This window comes from uncultured Lactobacillus sp. (assembly GCF_902491705.1).
Lineage (GTDB): Bacteria > Bacillota > Bacilli > Lactobacillales > Lactobacillaceae > Lactobacillus.
Genome location: NZ_CABUIW010000001.1, coordinates 97,863 through 115,191, shown reverse-complemented (window position 1 = coordinate 115,191; position 17,329 = coordinate 97,863). Strand labels below are relative to the sequence as shown.

The following is a 17,329-nucleotide window of genomic DNA, read 5'->3' as shown; positions in this document are numbered from 1 at the left end:
TTTTAACTCCTATTTGATAATAATTTTTGCTTGATCGCTTGGTCTTTTAATTAAATGACCAATTTCATAAAACTTTTCATCTTCGTTAGTTAAAGCACTCTTAACCTCATCTACTTTTTCTGGTGCAACAGCTAAAACTAAGCCGATTCCCATATTAAAAGTGCCCCAGCAATCTTCTTCGCTTAAATTACCAAGGTTTTTTAAGTAATTGAAGATTGGTAAAACAGGCCAGCTGCCCTTTTCAACTACCGCTTGTAAATCATCACCGAAAATTCGTGGTAAGTTTTCGATAAAGCCACCACCGGTAATATGAGCAATACCATGAAGCAATTGCTTTTTAACCAAAGGTAAAATTGGTTTAACGTAAATTCTAGTTGGTGTAATTAAGCTTTCACCAACACTTTGACCTTCTAATTCAGCTGGCTTATCGCTTAACTTTACATCATGATCTTTAAACAAAATCTTTCTAATTAAACTAAAGCCGTTTGAATGAACTCCAGTCGATGGTAAGGCAATTAAATGATCGCCTGCTTTAGCTAATTTACTCGAAAGAAGATTTTCTTTCTCTGCGATTCCTACAGAAAAACCGGCTAAATCATATTCATGTGGTTCATACATGTCAGGCATTTCAGCGGTTTCACCACCGATTAATGCTGAATCAGCTTGTTTGCAACCTTCAGCTACTCCTTTAACAACTTCGGCTAATTTTGCCGGATCATTATGACCACATGCAATATAATCTAAGAAAAAGAGTGGCTCAGCTCCTTGGGCTAGAACATCATTGACACACATGGCAACACAGTCAATTCCAACCGTATCATTTTTGTGCATTTTTTGTGCGATCATCAATTTAGTACCGACGCCGTCTGTTCCGGAAACAAGAACTGGATGTTTATAACCTAAATTTTCAAGATCAAACATGCCTCCAAAGCTACCAATTCCACCCATAACTCCTGGACGATTAGTAGCAGCAACTAAAGGTTTAATTCGATGAACTAAATCGTAGCCAGCATTAACATCAACGCCAGCTTCTTTGTAACGATTCATATTATTTTCCCTTTCTTTCACGCAGTTCTTGCTCGTTTAATGAAGCTAAATAACCTGCTTCGTAATCCTCTAAAGGCGTTGGATATTTGCCATTAAAGTAAGCAACTGTTAAACCACCGAATGGTGCATCATTACAATCAGTTACTGAAATAGCCTTGATTAAGTTTTCAGTGCTTAAAAAGCCTAAACTGTCAGCATTAATAAGCTTGCACATTTCATCGATTGAATAATGAGCGGCCATTAATTCTGCCCGTGTTGAGATATCAATCCCATAAAAACATGGAAATCTAAATGGAGGACTGGCAATTCGCAAATGGACTTCTTTAGCACCTGCATCTTTAAGCATTTGACAAATTTGCTTAGAGGTAGTTCCACGCACAATTGAATCATCAATAACTGCTATTTTTTTGCCTGCAACTACACCACGCACAGCTGAAAGCTTTAATTTAACGCTGCGTTCACGCAATGCTTGTGTTGGTTCAATAAATGTTCGCGCAACATACTGATTTTTAACCAGCCCCATTTCATAAGGCAAGCCTAATTCTTCAGCGTAACCAGTTGCTGCAGATAAAGAAGAATTCGGTACACCAATCACCATATCAACATCTGCTGGTTCTTGTTTAGCTAAAAGTCGTCCCATTCTCTTTCTAGCATTATGAACTGTTACACCGTGAATAATTGAATCAGGTCTAGCAAAATAAATATATTCCATTGAACAAATGGCTAGTTGAGTTTTAGTAGTAAAGTGATCAATATGAAGGCCATCACGATCTACAATAATCAATTCACCCGGTTGAACATCACGAACAAACTTTGCTCCTACAATATCCAAGGCACAAGTTTCACTAGCAATCACATAGGCTTTATTAGGCAGTTGACCAATACATAAAGGTCTAATTCCGTTAGGATCAAGAGCGGCAATCATGCGGTCTTTTTGTAAAAGCAAAAAGGCAAAACCACCATGAACCTCATTTAAACTTTCTTTTAAAGCCGGAATAAATCCATCTTTCAAATGGTTACGAATAAGATGAATTAAAATCTCGGTATCTGAGCTAGATTGAAAAATTGCTCCTTGTTTTTCTAGTTTATTTCTTAAAGTTTGAGCATTAACTAAATTGCCATTATGAGCTAAAGCAATGTCACCATCTAAAAAATGGAATAGAAAAGGTTGAACGTTCTGAATAGAATTACGACCGGTCGTAGAATAACGAACATGACCAATTGCGGCATCCCCAATTAGCTTTTTCAAATCTGCTGGATCTCTAAATGCTTCGGCTAAAAGGCCACGGTCACGGTGTTGATAAAGTTGCTTACCATCACTAGACACGATTCCTGCGCCTTCTTGACCACGATGTTGTAAATTATGCAATCCCAAGTAAGTCAATTGTGCAGCATCTGGAGAACCAAAGACGCCAAAAACGCCGCATTCTTCATTTAAGCTTTTGATTTCATTAAACAAGGGATACACTCCTCCCAGATCTTTTCCAAATCTTGGACAGCTTCATTAACTTCTCCGTCTTGTAAAGCCACTTGCAAAGTATGTTCAGCAGTAACTTCACCTACTTTAGTAGCAACTTCGCCCATTTTTGCTTCAAATTCAGCAACTTTATCGGCTGGAACAGTCACTACAAAGCGTCCTGGAGTCTCACTAAAGAATAAGTTTTTATCAATTTTAGGTAACTCAAGTTTCAAACCTAGCTTAGTCTTAAATAAAGTTTCAGCTAAAGATACCCCTAAGCCGCCTTCACTTAAATCGTGAGCACTAGATACATAACCAGAAGCCATTGCATCTTGTAAGTTAACTAAATATTCATGGATTTTCTCCAAATTTGGAGCATGTGGTAAGCCAAAAATCTTACCAGTTTGCATTTTTTGTAATTCTGAGCCAGCAAAATCATCATCAGTTTCACCAATTAGGTAAACTACATCACCGGCATTTTGTACTCTCATTGGAATAACATGATCGTAATTTTTAATTAAACCAACCATTCCAATCATTGGTGAAGGATAAATTGCTTTACCATCATTTTCGTTATAAAGAGAGACATTTCCTGAAACGACTGGTGTTTCCAAAACTTTACATGCATCAGCAATTCCTTGACATGAATGATGTAATTCCCAGAATATTTCTGGATCATTTGGATCACCATAGTTTAAACAGTCAGTAATTGCTAAAGGAATAGCACCACTAGCTACAATATTGCAGGCACTTTCAAGAACAGTTCTTTGGCCGCCAACTTGAGGATTCAAATAAACGAAACGACCATTACAGTCAGTACACATAGCAATTGCTTTTTTAGTATGACGAACTCGTAAAACACCACTGTCTGAACCAGGTCCAACAATTGTATCGGTTCTAACTTGTGAGTCATATTGACGAGTAATAAATTTATCTGAAGCAATAGTTGGTTGATTGAGTAATTGCTTTAAAGTAGCACCAGCATTTTCAACATTTGGCTTCCAAGCTTCTGTATTTTCAGCCTTAGTAATTCGTTCTGGCTTCTTTTCTTCACTAGGCTCTTCCAATACCTCATCTGTCAAAGTAACAACTGGAATGTCACAAACTACTTGACCGTCATGGTGCAAAACATATTGGCCATCATCTGTGATTCTTCCGATAGTAACAGCATCAAGATCATAATCTTTAAAGACTTTAATTACGTCTTCTTCATGGCCCTTCTTTACACAAAGAAGCATTCTTTCTTGAGATTCACTCAACATAATCTCATATGCTGACATATTAGGTTCACGTTGAGGTACTAAATTAAGGTTAAGATCCATTCCAGAATGACCTTCAGTTGCCATTTCAGCACTTGAAGAAACAATTCCAGCTGCACCCATATCTTGAATACCCACTAGCCAATCGCGATGCTTTAAAATCACTTCAAGACAAGCTTCCATCAAAAGCTTCTCCATAAAAGGATCTCCTACTTGAACAGCTGATCGTTGAGTCTCATGTTCTTTAGAAAAATCAGCTGAGGCAAAAGTAGCACCATGAATACCGTCACGACCAGTTTTGGCACCGACATACATGACAGCATTTCCAACACCAGTTGCATCACCATGTTCCATATCCTTGATATTCATCAAACCAACATTCATTGCATTTAACAAAATGTTGCCATTATAACAAGGATCAAAGGTAGTTTCACCGCCAAGATTAGGAATTCCCATGCAGTTGCCATAGTCGCCTACGCCTTTAACAGTTTCTTCCATTTTGTAGCGCATTGTTGGATTATTCTTAAGTTCGCCAAAATGAAGTGAATCAAGAATTGCTACAGGACGAGCACCCATACTGAATACATCACGTAAAATTCCGCCTACACCGGTAGCTGCACCTTGATAAGGTTCTACTGTAGTTGGGTGGTTGTGACTTTCAGCTTTAAAAACAACTGCTTGACCATCATCGATATCAACTACACCAGCACCTTCACCTGGTCCTTGAACAACACGTTTGCCTTCAGTAGGAAAAAGTCTTAAAACTGGCTTAGATTTCTTATAAGAGCAATGTTCACTCCACATAGCAGAGAAAAGACCAATTTCAGTATAATTTGGCAATCTCTTTAACAAGTGATCACAAATATAGTTGTATTCACGTTCAGATAAACTCCAGTCGAGATAGGGCTTTTTTTCTTTAATTTTTTCTGGTGTCATCACTTGTTTCATGCTTTTTCTCCTGCTTTCAAAAGTGACTTGAAGAGTGGTAATCCGTCTACTCCACCTAAGATTTGTTCTACTGCTCTTTCAGGGTGAGGCATCATTCCTAAAACATTGCCACGCTTATTACAAATACCAGCAATATCACGTAAGCTGCCGTTAGGATTTTCTCCAACATAACGGAAAACTACTTGATGATTAGTTTCCAATTCGTCTAAAACTTTCTCATCTGCATAATAACTACCTTCACCATGAGCAATTGGAATATGAATATGCTCTTTTAATTGATAATCAGTCGTAAATGGCGTTTTATTATTTTCAACTTCTAATTCAACGGTTTCACATACAAATTGAAGACTATTGTTTTGCTTTAAAGCACCTGGCAAAAGTCCCATTTCAGTTAAAATTTGGAAACCATTGCAGACACCTAAAACTAATTTTCCTTCTTCAGCCATCTTTTTAACTGAAGGAATAACTGGAGCAAAACGAGCAATTGCGCCAGCTCTTAAATAATCGCCGTATGAAAAACCACCAGGCAAAATTACTGCATCAAAGCCATCTAAACTTGTAGCTTTATAAGAAACATATTCGACATCCGTGTGGCAAACACTGTGTAAAGCTTCGTACATGTCGATATCACAGTTAGAACCTGGAAAAACAATGACAGCAATTCTCATGCTTCATCCTCCAAAATTTCAAATTTGTAGGTTTCCATATTGAAGTTAACAAGTAAAGATTCAGCGATATCTTTAATATCAGCTTCGATTCTTTCTTCGTCATCTTCATCTAAAGTTACATCGAAGAATTTCCCAACGACGATTTTTTCAACTTCTTTATGACCTAAAGAATTAACAGAATCAGTTATTGCGGCACCTTGTGGGTCAAAAACTGAAGGCTTATAGGTTACGTAGATGCGAACAGTGGTCATTTAGTCCTCCTTTAATGCTTCTTCTACTCTAGCTAAAACTTGCTTGTAAACAGTAGTTAAATCACCAATATCACGGCGGTAAACATCTTTATCCATGTGAGCCTTAGTCTTTTTATCCCAAAGGCGGCAATTATCTGGTGAGAACTCATCAGCTAAGATGATATTGCCATCCTTGTCTTTACCAAATTCAAGTTTGAAGTCAACTAAGTCCATGCCAGCTTCATCGAATAATTCAATTAATAATTTGTTGACTTTACGTGAAAGCTCCCAAATCTTGGCTTGTTCTTCTGGAGTAGCAATATGCAAAGCTATTGCATCGGATTCATTCATTATTGGGTCATCTAATTCATCACTCTTGTAGAATAATTCTTCAACAGGAGTATCAAATTTCATACCTTCTCCCATGCCATAACGACTTGAAAAATGGCCGGCAGCAATGTTTCTAGTAACGACTTCAAGTGGAAACATTTCACACTTTTTAACTAATTCTTCTGTATCAGAAAGCTTTTTAATAAAGTGAGTTGGAACACCATTTTTATCAAGATATTGGAAAATAAGACTTGAAATTTCATTATTCAAATAAGCCTTATCTTGGAAGTCATCTTTCTTTTCACCATTGCCTGCAGTAGCTTGATCCGTATAAACAACTCTCAAAACTTCAGGATCTTCAGTTGACCACATTTGTTTTACTTTACCGGTGTATAAAAGCTTTGCCATTTCTCATTTTCTCCCTTTTAGACAAAACACGAACAATAATTATTAGCTATTTCTACTTCATTCGTAGATTTATCGTAATAATACCAATTACAGTAGTTAGTGTCAACACTTTATTCGTACATTTTTATGTAATATATATTTAATTGTTCGTGTTCTATACAAATATAAAAAATAGGCCTACACAAGTAAGCCTATTTTATTAATCTAAACCAACACGATGAAAAATATAATCAACATTGCGTAAGTGCCAATGATAATCAAAGGCATCATCTAAATCTGCTTTTGTCAAACGTTCCTTAACAACTGGATCAGCTTCTAAAAGCGGTCTAAATGGAACATGCTCAGCCCAACACTTAGCAGTTAAAGGCTGAATTGTATCATAAGCTTTTTCTCTGCTCAATCCGCTTTGAACGAGCTTTAATAAAACTCGACCTGAGTAAATTAGGCCATGAGTCTCATCCATATTTTGAATCATTCGTTCTGGGAAAACATCCAAATTCTTAACAATGTTACCAAAACGGTGCAGCATATAGTCCAGCAGTTCAGTAGTATCAGGCAAAATGACTCTTTCAGCACTAGAGTGCGAAATATCTCTTTCATGCCATAAAGAAACATTTTCATAAGCTGTTTGAATATGACCACGACATACCCTAGCTAAACCGCAAATGTTTTCGGAGCCAATTGGATTACGTTTGTGCGGCATTGCAGAAGATCCTTTTTGACCTTTAGCAAAGTGCTCTTCTACTTCATGAATTTCCGTTCTTTGCAAGCTTCTAATTTCAGTAGCAAAGTTTTCCAGACTAGTAGCAATCAAAGCTAAAGTTGCAATATATTCTGCATGAAGATCCCTTGGCAATACTTGACTAGAAACTTCTTGTGGGCGAAGACCTAATTTTTTGCAGACAAGTTCTTCGACTCTTGGATCTACTTCAGCGAAAGTACCAACAGCACCAGAAATTTTGCCTGCTTCAACACCCTTAGCAGCATGAATAAAGCGTTCACGATTACGCTTCATTTCTGAATACCAACGAGCAAGCTTTAAGCCAAAAGTAGTGGGTTCCGCATGAATACCATGAGTACGCCCCATTTCAACAGTGTATTTATACTTTCGCGCCTTATCAGCAATGATTTGCATAAAGTTATCAATATCTTCAAGCAAAATCTTATTTGCCTGCTTTAAACGATAACCTTGAGCAGTATCAACCACATCCGTTGAAGTCAGACCATAGTGAACCCATTTCTTTTCATCGCCCAGACTTTCGGAAACGCAGCGAGTAAATGCAATAATATCATGGTGAGTAATAGCTTCAATTTTGGCTATTTCATCAACATCAAATTTGGCATTTTTACGAATCTTTTCAACATCTTCCTTAGGAATTTGTCCCAGTTCAGACCAGGCTTCGTCAGCAGCAATTTCCACTTCGAGCCAGCTTTGGTATTGATTTTCTAAAGTCCAGATCTCAGCCATCTTTGGACGGGTGTAACGGTCGATCATTTTACAGTATCCTCCCAGATATGAGTATCATTAATTTCTGCTAAAGTTTTTTCAATGTTGTTAGTCAAGATAGTCACATGCCCCATCTTACGATTGTGACGAATTTCGGCTTTACCGTAATAATGGAAATGCCAGTTAGGCTTTTTAGGGATTTGTTCTCTTACACCCTTAACATGTTGTCCCAAAACATTAACCATAACTACTTTAGAAAGCAGTTTAATCTTAGGTAAAGGCCAATTACAGATAGCACGATCATGAATGTCAAATTGACTAAAATTGCATGCTTCAATTGAATAGTGGCCTGAATTATGTGGACGTGGAGCTAATTCATTAATATAAATATCGCCATTATCTAAAATAAACATTTCTACACCCAAGATGCCGCGCAAATGAATCGCTTCAGCGATCTGAATAGCAATCTTCTGTGCTTTTTCATATGTTTCTTTAGGAATTCGAGCAGGAACAATACTGATATGCAAAATTTCATCAGTATTATAGTTTTCGCTAACTGGGAAAACAGACACTTCTCCTCTAGCATTTCGAGCAACCATTACAGATGCTTCCACTTTAAATGGTACCCAGCCTTCAAGAATACAATCACCTGTAGCCAATATTTCTTGAACATGTTTATTGTTAAGGTCTTCTTCGGACTTTAAAACTTCTTGACCATGACCATCGTATCCACCTTCACATGTCTTTAAAACACAATTAAAGCCAATGTCTTTAATCGCCTTTTTTAAATCAGCCATATTTTTAACAGCTTCATAAGGTGCAGTCTTACAGCCTGCACTTCGTAAAAAGTTTTTCTCACGAATACGGTGATCAGTAACATACAGCAAGTTAGTACCTTGAGGGATTTTTACTTTATCGGCAACAGCTTTCAAGGCATTCAGATCCACATTCTCAAATTCATAAGTCAAGACATCACTACGACGAGCCAATTCTTCGATTGCTTTAACATCTGAATATTCAGCAACAATTTGATCATCAGCCACCTGACCACAAGGGCAATTTGGAGTAGGATCTAGAGTAATAACCTTCATACCGCCATATTTAGCAGCCAAAGCCATCATTTGGCCTAATTGACCACCACCAATAATGCCAACAGTTTTTCCTTGCTCAATAAAATTAGAATCAGTCAAGATCTGCACTGCTTTCCTTTGCTTCATCATGCATTTTTTTGCGATAGTCTTTAAGTTGTTCTTTAATTTTTTCGTTACTTACGCCCAAAATTTCCAAAGCTAAAAGTGCTGCGTTACTTGCACCAGCATTGCCAATCGCTGTTGTAGCAACCGGAATTCCTGTTGGCATTTGAACAATAGACAAAAGTGAATCCATTCCGCCTAAAGCCTTAGTTTGACCTGGCACTCCAATAACTGGCAAAACAGTATTTGCGGCAGTCATCCCTGGAAGATGAGCAGCCATACCAGCACCAGCAATAATTACTTTAACGCCTTGCTTTTCAGCTTTTTTAGCAAAATCAAACATCTCATCGGGCATACGGTGAGCCGAAATAACATGCTTATCATATTCAACGCCAAATTGATCTAAAATCTGACAAGCATGCTTCATTGTTGACCAATCCGACTTACTTCCCATAATTACGCTAACTTCAGCCATTTTTTCTCCTTAAAATAAACCAGTAATTTGACCATTATCGTCAATATCCATGTTTTCAGCAGCTGGATGCTTAGCAAGACCAGGCATCGTCATCATAGTTCCAGATAAAGCGACAATAAATCCAGCTCCTAATTTTGGTACCAAGTCACGAATATGAAAATCAAAATCAGTTGGGGCACCCAGCTTAGTTTGATCATCAGTAAATGAATATTGCGTCTTTGCAATACATACTGGTAAATTGCCCCAGCCAAGTTCTTGGAATTTTTTAGCTTGACGTTTAGCTTTTTTAGAAAGAACGACGCGTTTAGCACCATAAATTTTTGTAGCAACTGCCGTTAATTTATCTTCAATTGAATCGCTATTGTCATATAGTGGATGAAAATCAGCGGGTTGATCAGCCAATTTAACAATTTCTTTAGCTAAATCTTGGGTACCTTGACCACCTTTAGCCCAGGCATCAGCTTCAATTCCTTGAATTCCCTCTTTTTCACAAATTTCTTTAATAGCATCAATTTCAGCTTGAGTATCGCTAGTAAAGTGGTTAATTGCAACAACTAATGGCAAGCCGTATCTTTGCATATTATGAATATGACGTACTAAATTAGCAGATCCCTTCTTAAGGGCTGGCAAGTTCTCTTCAGTTAAATCATTCTTATCAACACCACCATTGAGCTTTAAGGCACGAGCTGTAGCAACTATCACTACAGCATCAGGTGTTTTACCTAAAACAGGACGCTTAATATCTAAGAATTTTTCAGCACCAAGGTCTGCACCAAAGCCACATTCTGTAACAGTGTAATCTGAAGTAGCCATTGCAGCTTGAGTAGCTAAAACCGAATTACAGCCATGAGCGATATTGGCAAATGGTCCACCATGAATAATTGCTGGTGTATGATCCAAAGTTTGAACCAGATTAGGTTTAATCGCATCTTTAAGCAGAAGTGTAATTGCACCAGTAAAACCTAGCTCATCGACAGTTACAGGCTTGCGGTCATAAGTATAACCAACTACAATTCGACCAATTCTCTTCTTTAAATCATGAAGGTTTTCTGCCAAGCAAAGAATGGCCATCATTTCTGAAGCGGCGGTAATATCAAAACCGGTTTCTCTAGGAACGCCTTGGCTTAAGCCACCCAATCCAGTAACGATATTACGTAAAGCACGATCATTTACATCTTCAACACGCCGCCAAATAATTCTACGAGGATCAAGGCCTAGCTTGTTATCACGCATAATATAATTATCAATTAAAGCGGCTAAAGTATTATTAGCAGATGATAAAGCATGCATATCGCCAGTAAAATGAAGATTAATATCCTCCATTGGGACTACTTGACTGTAGCCACCACCAGTAGCTCCACCTTTAATTCCAAAGACAGGTCCCATGGATGGCTCACGCATCGCAATAGTTGTTTGATGCCCCAATTGGTTTAAAGCATCCCCTAAACCAACCAAAATGGTTGATTTACCTTCACCAGCAGAGGTTGGATTAATTCCTGTTACCAAAATCAGTTTATGCTTCTTGCCTTTTACTTCTTTAACGGGAAGATTAATTTTTGCTTTATAGTGACCATATTGCTCAATATCTTCTTCACCAAGATTCAACTTAGCAGCGATTTTAGTAATTGGTTCCAATTTAGCAGCATCAGCAATTTCAATATCAGTTGGCATTCGTCGTTCCTTTCAACACAAATACGAACAATTTAGAGTAGTATTGTTCTAAATGATCTGTTTATACTTTATTTAGTATTAGAATACGCAATTATTCGCTAAAAGTAAATAGATATTACGAACATATTTTATTTTTAAGCAAATAAGTGTTAATAGAAGCCAAAAAAAGAACCCACATCATTTTGATGTGAGTTCTAAAAAGATAATCGCAGATTTCACTGCTTTATTTTATAAATTAGTCCATAAAGTCACGCAATTGATTTGAACGACTTGGATGACGAAGCTTTCTTAAAGCTTTAGCTTCAATCTGACGAATACGTTCACGAGTTACGCCAAATACTTTACCTACTTCTTCCAAAGTACGGGTACGGCCATCATCAAGACCAAAACGTAAACGCAAAACATTTTCTTCACGGTCAGTCAAAGTCTCAAGTACTTGTTCAAGTTGTTCCTTCAACATTTCGTATGAAGCATGTTGTTCTGGACTAGTTGCATCCTTGTCTTCAATGAAGTCACCTAAGTGTGAATCATCCTCTTCACCAATAGGAGTTTCAAGAGAAACTGGTTCCTGAGCGATTTTAAGAATATCACGAACCTTGTTAGTTGGCATATTCATTTCGGCACCAATTTCTTCTGGAGTTGGTTCACGACCTAAGTCTTGCAACAATTGACGTTGAATTCTAATCAATTTGTTGATAGTTTCAACCATGTGGACAGGAATTCTAATAGTACGAGCTTGGTCAGCAATAGCACGGGTAATAGCCTGTCTAATCCACCAAGTTGCGTAAGTAGAGAATTTAAAGCCAAGACGATAATCAAACTTGTCAACGGCCTTCATTAATCCCATGTTACCTTCCTGAATTAAGTCAAGGAATGACATGCCACGACCAACATAACGCTTAGCAATAGAAACAACCAAACGAAGGTTAGCTTCAGCTAATTCTTGTTTAGCTTCTTCATCACCGGCTTCAATTCTCTTAGCAAGAGCAATTTCTTGATCTGCTGTAAGAAGTGGCACACGACCGATTTCCTTTAAATACATCCGCACTGGATCGTTCATTCGAACACTTGAAGGTGCAGACATATCCTTTAATTCAGCCTTTTCAACATCTTTTTGTTTCTTTAAGGCTAATTTTGAAGGATCACCGTTTTCATCAACAATACTGATACCGTTATCTTCAAACTCTTGTACAAGTTGATCAACAGCCTTACCTTGCAAATTATAAGGCTTAATCAGGCGAGCAGTGAAGTCCTTTTCAGTAATTGTCTTTTCCTTTTTTACGTCCTTAACGACTTGCTTTACCACCTTATCCAAAGATGGTTTTTGTGTAGTTTCTCTTTCTGCCACTAAAAAGCCTCCTTAATTAACCTAAGACCCTTTTCAATTCAATAATTTTTTGAGTAAGTCTCAAAGATTCTTCCCTATCTTTTTTGCGCATTGCATCCTGTAATTGATAGTTAAGCTCATTCAGCCGAGAATAAATGTTGCGCTTTTGGAATGATTGGACATACTCATTAATCTCTTGAATTGTAAAATCTTTTGGCATGTTTGCCATTTCAGCATCTACTATTATACCTTGAAGTTGCTCAGGAATAAAATCTAAAAAACCATCAATTTGCGGATTATCATGTGTTTCTTTATATTTTATCCATAACTTTGATAATTCTTCAAAATCTCTATCTGGAAAATGAAAATTACCTTCTTGAAGATACTTTTGTGCTTGTGCTGAATGAATAAACAAATATAACAATCTAACTTGTCTTGGATGTTTTTGCCCTTCTGTTTGCTGAATTGTAGCAACTTCTGCCGATTCAAAAGAAGAAGGTTGCTCTGCATCACTAGAGGGAGCGGAATAATTGGATTGGCGCCGCATATGACTTTTGGCGCGATTATTTCTTCGTAATTCTCTAGCTAAATTAGCCTTCAAAGAATCAATAGAAACTTGAGCATTACGGGCAAGTTGCTCAATATACATGTCCCGTTCAACTGGATTTTTAACCTGAGCAATTTCTTTGACTGCTTCATCCAAATAAGTAATCTTTTCACGATCATTATTTAAATTATATTTCTTAGCCAGTCTTTCTAGGAAAAATTCTGTTGGAGTTTTAGCACCGTTTACCTCTTTTTGGTATTTTTCAGCGCCATATTTTCTAACATATTCATCCGGATCTAAATTATCCGGTAAAACAACAATTCCTAAATTAAAATTGCCAGCTTGGTTAAACATCCTTGCGGCACGTTCTTCAGCATGAATACCAGGTGGATCCCCATCATAATTGATAATAATGTTAGAGGTTACTCGCCGTAGCATGTAGATCTGATCATCCGTCAAACTAGTACCCATTGAAGCAATGCCTGAACTAATCCCCGCCTTATAAGCAGCTATTACGTCCATATATCCTTCATAAAGAATAAGATGCTGCTCGCTTCGAGCGGCTTTTTTTGCTTCAGCAAAGTGAAACAGAACTTTAGACTTGGTAAAAATCTCTGTTTCTGGACTATTCATATATTTAGCTTCAGTCTTGTCGTCAGAAATTCTTCTACCTGAAAAGCCAATAGTGTGCCCTGCTTCATTGTCCAGTGGGAACATTAATCTATCACGAAAGCGATCAAACAAACGGCCGTCTTTGCTTTGCACAAACAAGCCACTTTTAGCTAAATCATCATCTTGGTAGCCCTTGCCGCGCAAATAAGTAATCAGAACATTATCTTCTTTAGGAGCATATCCAATTTTAAAATGGTCCAGCACCTTTTGATCCAGTTGCCGCTTTTGGGCATACTGCATCCCTCTTTCGCCAGCTTTAGTTGTTAACAATACTCTGTGATAAAACTCCGTTGCATCCTTATGCATTCGCATAAGCGGACTCATCTTACTTCCAGTATTATTGCCATACCCTTGAGGCATCGCAATATGAGCGAACTCCGCAACACGTTCTACGCTCTCTGGAAAAGTAAGATTATCCTTATACATTAAGAATTTAAAAACGTTTCCGCCTTTACCACAGCCAAAGCACTTGAAAAATTGCTTTTCCTCATTAACCGTAAAAGAAGGTGTTTTTTCTTGATGAAAAGGGCAAAGACCAATATAGTCTTTGCCTTTCTTTTCAAGTGACACGTATTGGCTGATGATATCTACAATATTAACGTTACTGCGGACCTCATTGATGAATTCTTCTGGAATCCGTCCAGCCATATGAATCACCTTTTCTATCTATTTTTTATTTAATTACTAACTTGCTTAAGTCACCTAAACGATCAGCTAATTCACTAACAGCGAATAATTGTGCTAAACGGTTGTTCTTAACCTTTTCGTCCTTAGCCATGATCATATTAGTGTCAAAGTATTGGTCAATAACTGGTTGAAGTTGAACGAATCCTTGGTAAAGGTCAGCCAAGCTTTCAACCTTTTGTAAGTTTTCAACACCAGCATAAAGTTCTTTTTCACTGTTGTCATCAAATAAGCTTTCATCGATTTCAACATTGCCCTTGAACTTAGCCTTGTCTAAAATGTTGTCAATTCTAGTCAAACTTTCAACTACTGGCTTGAATTCTTCATCATCATGGTGAAGTTGCAAAACATTTGCAGCTGCCAAAATTTGACTTGGATCTTGTTGACTTGATGCAAGAACAGCATCAACAATATCATACTTGAAGTTGTTCTTTTGTAAGTATTGCTTTACACGATCACGAATAAAGTCAGCAATTTCTTGGTCAGCATCGCCCTTAGGAAGCTTAGCTGGAGTTACACCATTAAGCATGCTAATGATTTCAGGCAATACTTCGTTAAATGGAAGTGACCACTTTTGGTTAAGCAAAATTCTAACAATACCATATGCATAACGACGAAGTGCGTATGGGTCATTAGATGAAGTTGGGATCATGCCTGCACCAAAGAAAGTTACGATGGTATCAATCTTATCTGCAATAGACAAAAGTGAACCTACAGTAGTTTCTGGAAGTGGGCCTTCCGCAGTTGCTGGCATGTAGTGTTCCTTAATAGCTACTGAAACTTCTTCATCTTCGCCAGCAAGACGAGCATAGTGCATACCCATAACACCTTGAAGTTCAGCGAATTCTCCTACCATTTGAGTAACTAAGTCAAACTTGTAAAGTTCGCTAGCACGGTCGAAGTCCTTTACAACATTTTCAGGTAAGTCCCAACGCTTTGCAAGGTAATCACCAATCATGCGTACACGTTGCATCTTTTCAGCCATTGAACCAATCTTATCGTGGAATGAAACATTCTTAAGACGGTCAACAAAGTGGCTAAGTGGGTATTTACGGTCTTCATCGTAGAAGAATTGAGCATCGTCCAAACGAGCTACCAATACCTTTTCGTTACCTGAAATAACGTTATCTAAGTAGTCCTTGTTACCGTTTCTAACAGCGATAAAGTGGTTAATTAACTTACCATTTTCATCGTAAACTTCGAAGTATCTTTGGTTATCCTTCATTGAAGTAATTAATACTTCATCAGGGATGTTCAAGTACTTTTCATCAAATGAACCAGCAAAAACAGTTGGATATTCAACTAAGTAAGTTACTTCTTCAAGCAAATCACGATCTGGTTTTACTTGCCAATGATTTTCCTTAACCAATTCATTCATTTGGTTAACGATCATATCTTTACGTTCTTCAGCGTTAGCAATAACGTATTGATCCTTTAATGCATCCTCGTAGTCATCTGCATTAGCCAATACTACTGAATCACCTAAGAAACGGTGACCTTGAGTCTTACGACCAGCAGTAATATCTAAGATCTTAACTGGAACTACATCGCTACCAAATAATGATACAAGCCAGTGAATTGGACGAACGAATTCAAAGTCATTTGAGTCCCATCTCATCTTAGTTGGGAAAGTCATAGCCTTAATGATATCGCTCATGCCAAGTAAGATATCGCTAGCCTTCTTACCTTCTTTTTGAACGTGAACATAAGCGTATTCAGTACCCTTAAGTTCTTCGAAGTAAATGTCATCAGTAGTCATGCCTTGACCGCGAGCAAAACCTTGTGCAGCCTTAGTCCAATTGCCATCTGCATCTTGAGCAATCTTTTTAGCAGGACCCTTTTTTACTTCATCGATATCATCTTGCTTTTCAGCTAAGTCTTCAACCAAGATAGTTAAACGACGTGGTGTAGCAAAAGTCTTGATGTCTTTAAACTTTAATCCGTTTTCTTTCAAAAACTTTCTAGTTCTGTCAGCCAATTGCTTTACGCTGCGTGGTACAACATGGGCTGGCATTTCTTCAGTACCGATTTCAAATAAATAATCTTTAGCCATTTTCTACCCCAGCTTTCTTGTCTTCTGCACTCTTAAGCAATGGGAAGCCACGCTTTTCACGTTCTTCTACAAACTTAACAGCTACTTCATGAGCCAAGTTTCTAATTCTTGACAAGTATCCAGCACGTTCAGTTACTGAAACAGCACCACGAGCATCAAGCAAGTTGAAAGTATGTGAACATTTCAAAATGTAATCATATGCTGGGTGTACAAGGTTTTGACTAAGAAGACGCTTAGCAGTTGATTCATAAATATCAAAGAATTTAAGAAGTTGTTCTTGATTTGATTCTTCAAATGCATATTTTGAATGTTCATATTCTGGTTGCTTGAAGATATCACGGTAAAGAACACCGTTGCCCCATTCAAGGTCAAATACTGAGTTTACATCTTGGATGTAAGAAGCAAGTCTTTCAACACCGTAAGTAATTTCACTCATAGTTGGCTTAACATCTAATTCACCAACTACTTGGAAGTATGTAAATTGACTAACTTCCATACCGTCAAGCCATACTTCCCAACCAACACCGGCACAACCCATTGATGGGTTAGCCCAGTTGTCTTCTACGAAACGAATATCGTGTTCCAAAGGATCGATACCTAAAACCTTCAAACTATCTAAATAGTATTGTTGAATATCCTTTGGAGCTGGCTTAATAACAACTTGGAATTGGTGGTGTTGGAATAACCGGTTAGGGTTTTCACCATAACGACCATCTGCAGGTCTTCTTGAAGGCTCAACATAGCAAGCTGCCCATGGTTCAGGACCAACTGCACGAAGAAAAGTGTAAGGACTCATCGTACCTGCACCTTTTTCAACATCGTAAGAAGGCATAATCATACAACCTTTGGAGGACCAGAATTGTTCCAGCTTAAAGATCATATTTTGAATGTTTAATTTCTTATCTGCCATT

14 protein-coding genes are annotated in these 17,329 nt (G+C 37.7%); all 14 read right to left on the bottom strand.

Annotated elements, in window-relative coordinates; genetic code table 11:
- Positions 1 to 9: 9 nt before the first annotated feature.
- The 14 genes from purM to glyQ all read right to left on the bottom strand — a co-directional run bounded on the left by purM (position 10) and on the right by glyQ (position 17,328).
- Entirely contained in the window at positions 10 to 1,047 is a 1,038-nt protein-coding gene (gene purM / locus RDN22_RS00530; protein ID WP_308554856.1) for a phosphoribosylformylglycinamidine cyclo-ligase, read from the bottom strand.
- 1 nt (position 1,048) lies between these two features.
- The gene (gene purF / locus RDN22_RS00525; protein ID WP_308554854.1) at positions 1,049 to 2,506 is read right to left on the bottom strand and encodes an amidophosphoribosyltransferase; all 1,458 of its coding nucleotides are present in this window, start codon (positions 2,504 to 2,506) and stop codon (positions 1,049 to 1,051) included.
- On the bottom strand, positions 2,482 to 4,713 hold the full coding sequence (purL, locus tag RDN22_RS00520) for a phosphoribosylformylglycinamidine synthase subunit PurL (RefSeq protein ID WP_308554852.1): 2,232 nt from the start codon (positions 4,711 to 4,713) through the stop codon (positions 2,482 to 2,484). The genes purF and purL overlap by 25 nt, the downstream gene beginning before the upstream one ends.
- Entirely contained in the window at positions 4,710 to 5,381 is a 672-nt protein-coding gene (gene purQ / locus RDN22_RS00515; RefSeq protein WP_308554850.1) for a phosphoribosylformylglycinamidine synthase subunit PurQ, read from the bottom strand. Before purQ ends, purL begins: the two co-directional genes overlap by 4 nt.
- Positions 5,378 to 5,632, bottom strand: coding sequence for a phosphoribosylformylglycinamidine synthase subunit PurS (gene purS, locus RDN22_RS00510; protein ID WP_308554848.1), 255 nt, complete (start codon positions 5,630 to 5,632; stop codon positions 5,378 to 5,380). Before purS ends, purQ begins: the two co-directional genes overlap by 4 nt.
- Entirely contained in the window at positions 5,633 to 6,349 is a 717-nt protein-coding gene (gene purC / locus RDN22_RS00505; protein WP_308554846.1) for a phosphoribosylaminoimidazolesuccinocarboxamide synthase, read from the bottom strand.
- A 199-nt stretch (positions 6,350 to 6,548) separates the two neighbouring features.
- A complete protein-coding gene (purB, locus tag RDN22_RS00500; protein ID WP_308554844.1) occupies positions 6,549 to 7,844 on the bottom strand; it encodes an adenylosuccinate lyase in 1,296 nt (431 codons plus the stop codon).
- Positions 7,841 to 9,016 (bottom strand): 5-(carboxyamino)imidazole ribonucleotide synthase, encoded by a 1,176-nt coding sequence (gene purK / locus RDN22_RS00495; RefSeq protein ID WP_308554842.1) that lies wholly within the window; start codon positions 9,014 to 9,016, stop codon positions 7,841 to 7,843. Before purK ends, purB begins: the two co-directional genes overlap by 4 nt.
- The gene (gene purE, locus RDN22_RS00490) at positions 8,979 to 9,464 is read right to left on the bottom strand and encodes a 5-(carboxyamino)imidazole ribonucleotide mutase (protein ID WP_308554840.1); all 486 of its coding nucleotides are present in this window, start codon (positions 9,462 to 9,464) and stop codon (positions 8,979 to 8,981) included. The genes purK and purE overlap by 38 nt, the downstream gene beginning before the upstream one ends.
- Positions 9,465 to 9,473: 9 nt before the next feature.
- On the bottom strand, positions 9,474 to 11,135 hold the full coding sequence (locus RDN22_RS00485) for a formate--tetrahydrofolate ligase (protein WP_308554838.1): 1,662 nt from the start codon (positions 11,133 to 11,135) through the stop codon (positions 9,474 to 9,476).
- 235 nt (positions 11,136 to 11,370) lie between these two features.
- Positions 11,371 to 12,483, bottom strand: a complete 1,113-nt coding sequence (gene rpoD / locus RDN22_RS00480; RefSeq protein WP_013438073.1) for an RNA polymerase sigma factor RpoD — start codon at positions 12,481 to 12,483, stop codon at positions 11,371 to 11,373.
- A gap of 16 nt (positions 12,484 to 12,499) precedes the next feature.
- Entirely contained in the window at positions 12,500 to 14,329 is a 1,830-nt protein-coding gene (gene dnaG / locus RDN22_RS00475) for a DNA primase (RefSeq protein WP_308554836.1), read from the bottom strand.
- 25 nt (positions 14,330 to 14,354) lie between these two features.
- Positions 14,355 to 16,418: a glycine--tRNA ligase subunit beta gene (glyS, locus tag RDN22_RS00470; RefSeq protein ID WP_308554834.1), complete on the bottom strand. Its 2,064-nt coding sequence runs from the start codon at positions 16,416 to 16,418 to the stop codon at positions 14,355 to 14,357.
- The gene (glyQ, locus tag RDN22_RS00465) at positions 16,411 to 17,328 is read right to left on the bottom strand and encodes a glycine--tRNA ligase subunit alpha (protein WP_308554833.1); all 918 of its coding nucleotides are present in this window, start codon (positions 17,326 to 17,328) and stop codon (positions 16,411 to 16,413) included. The genes glyS and glyQ overlap by 8 nt, the downstream gene beginning before the upstream one ends.
- Position 17,329: the final 1 nt, after the last annotated feature.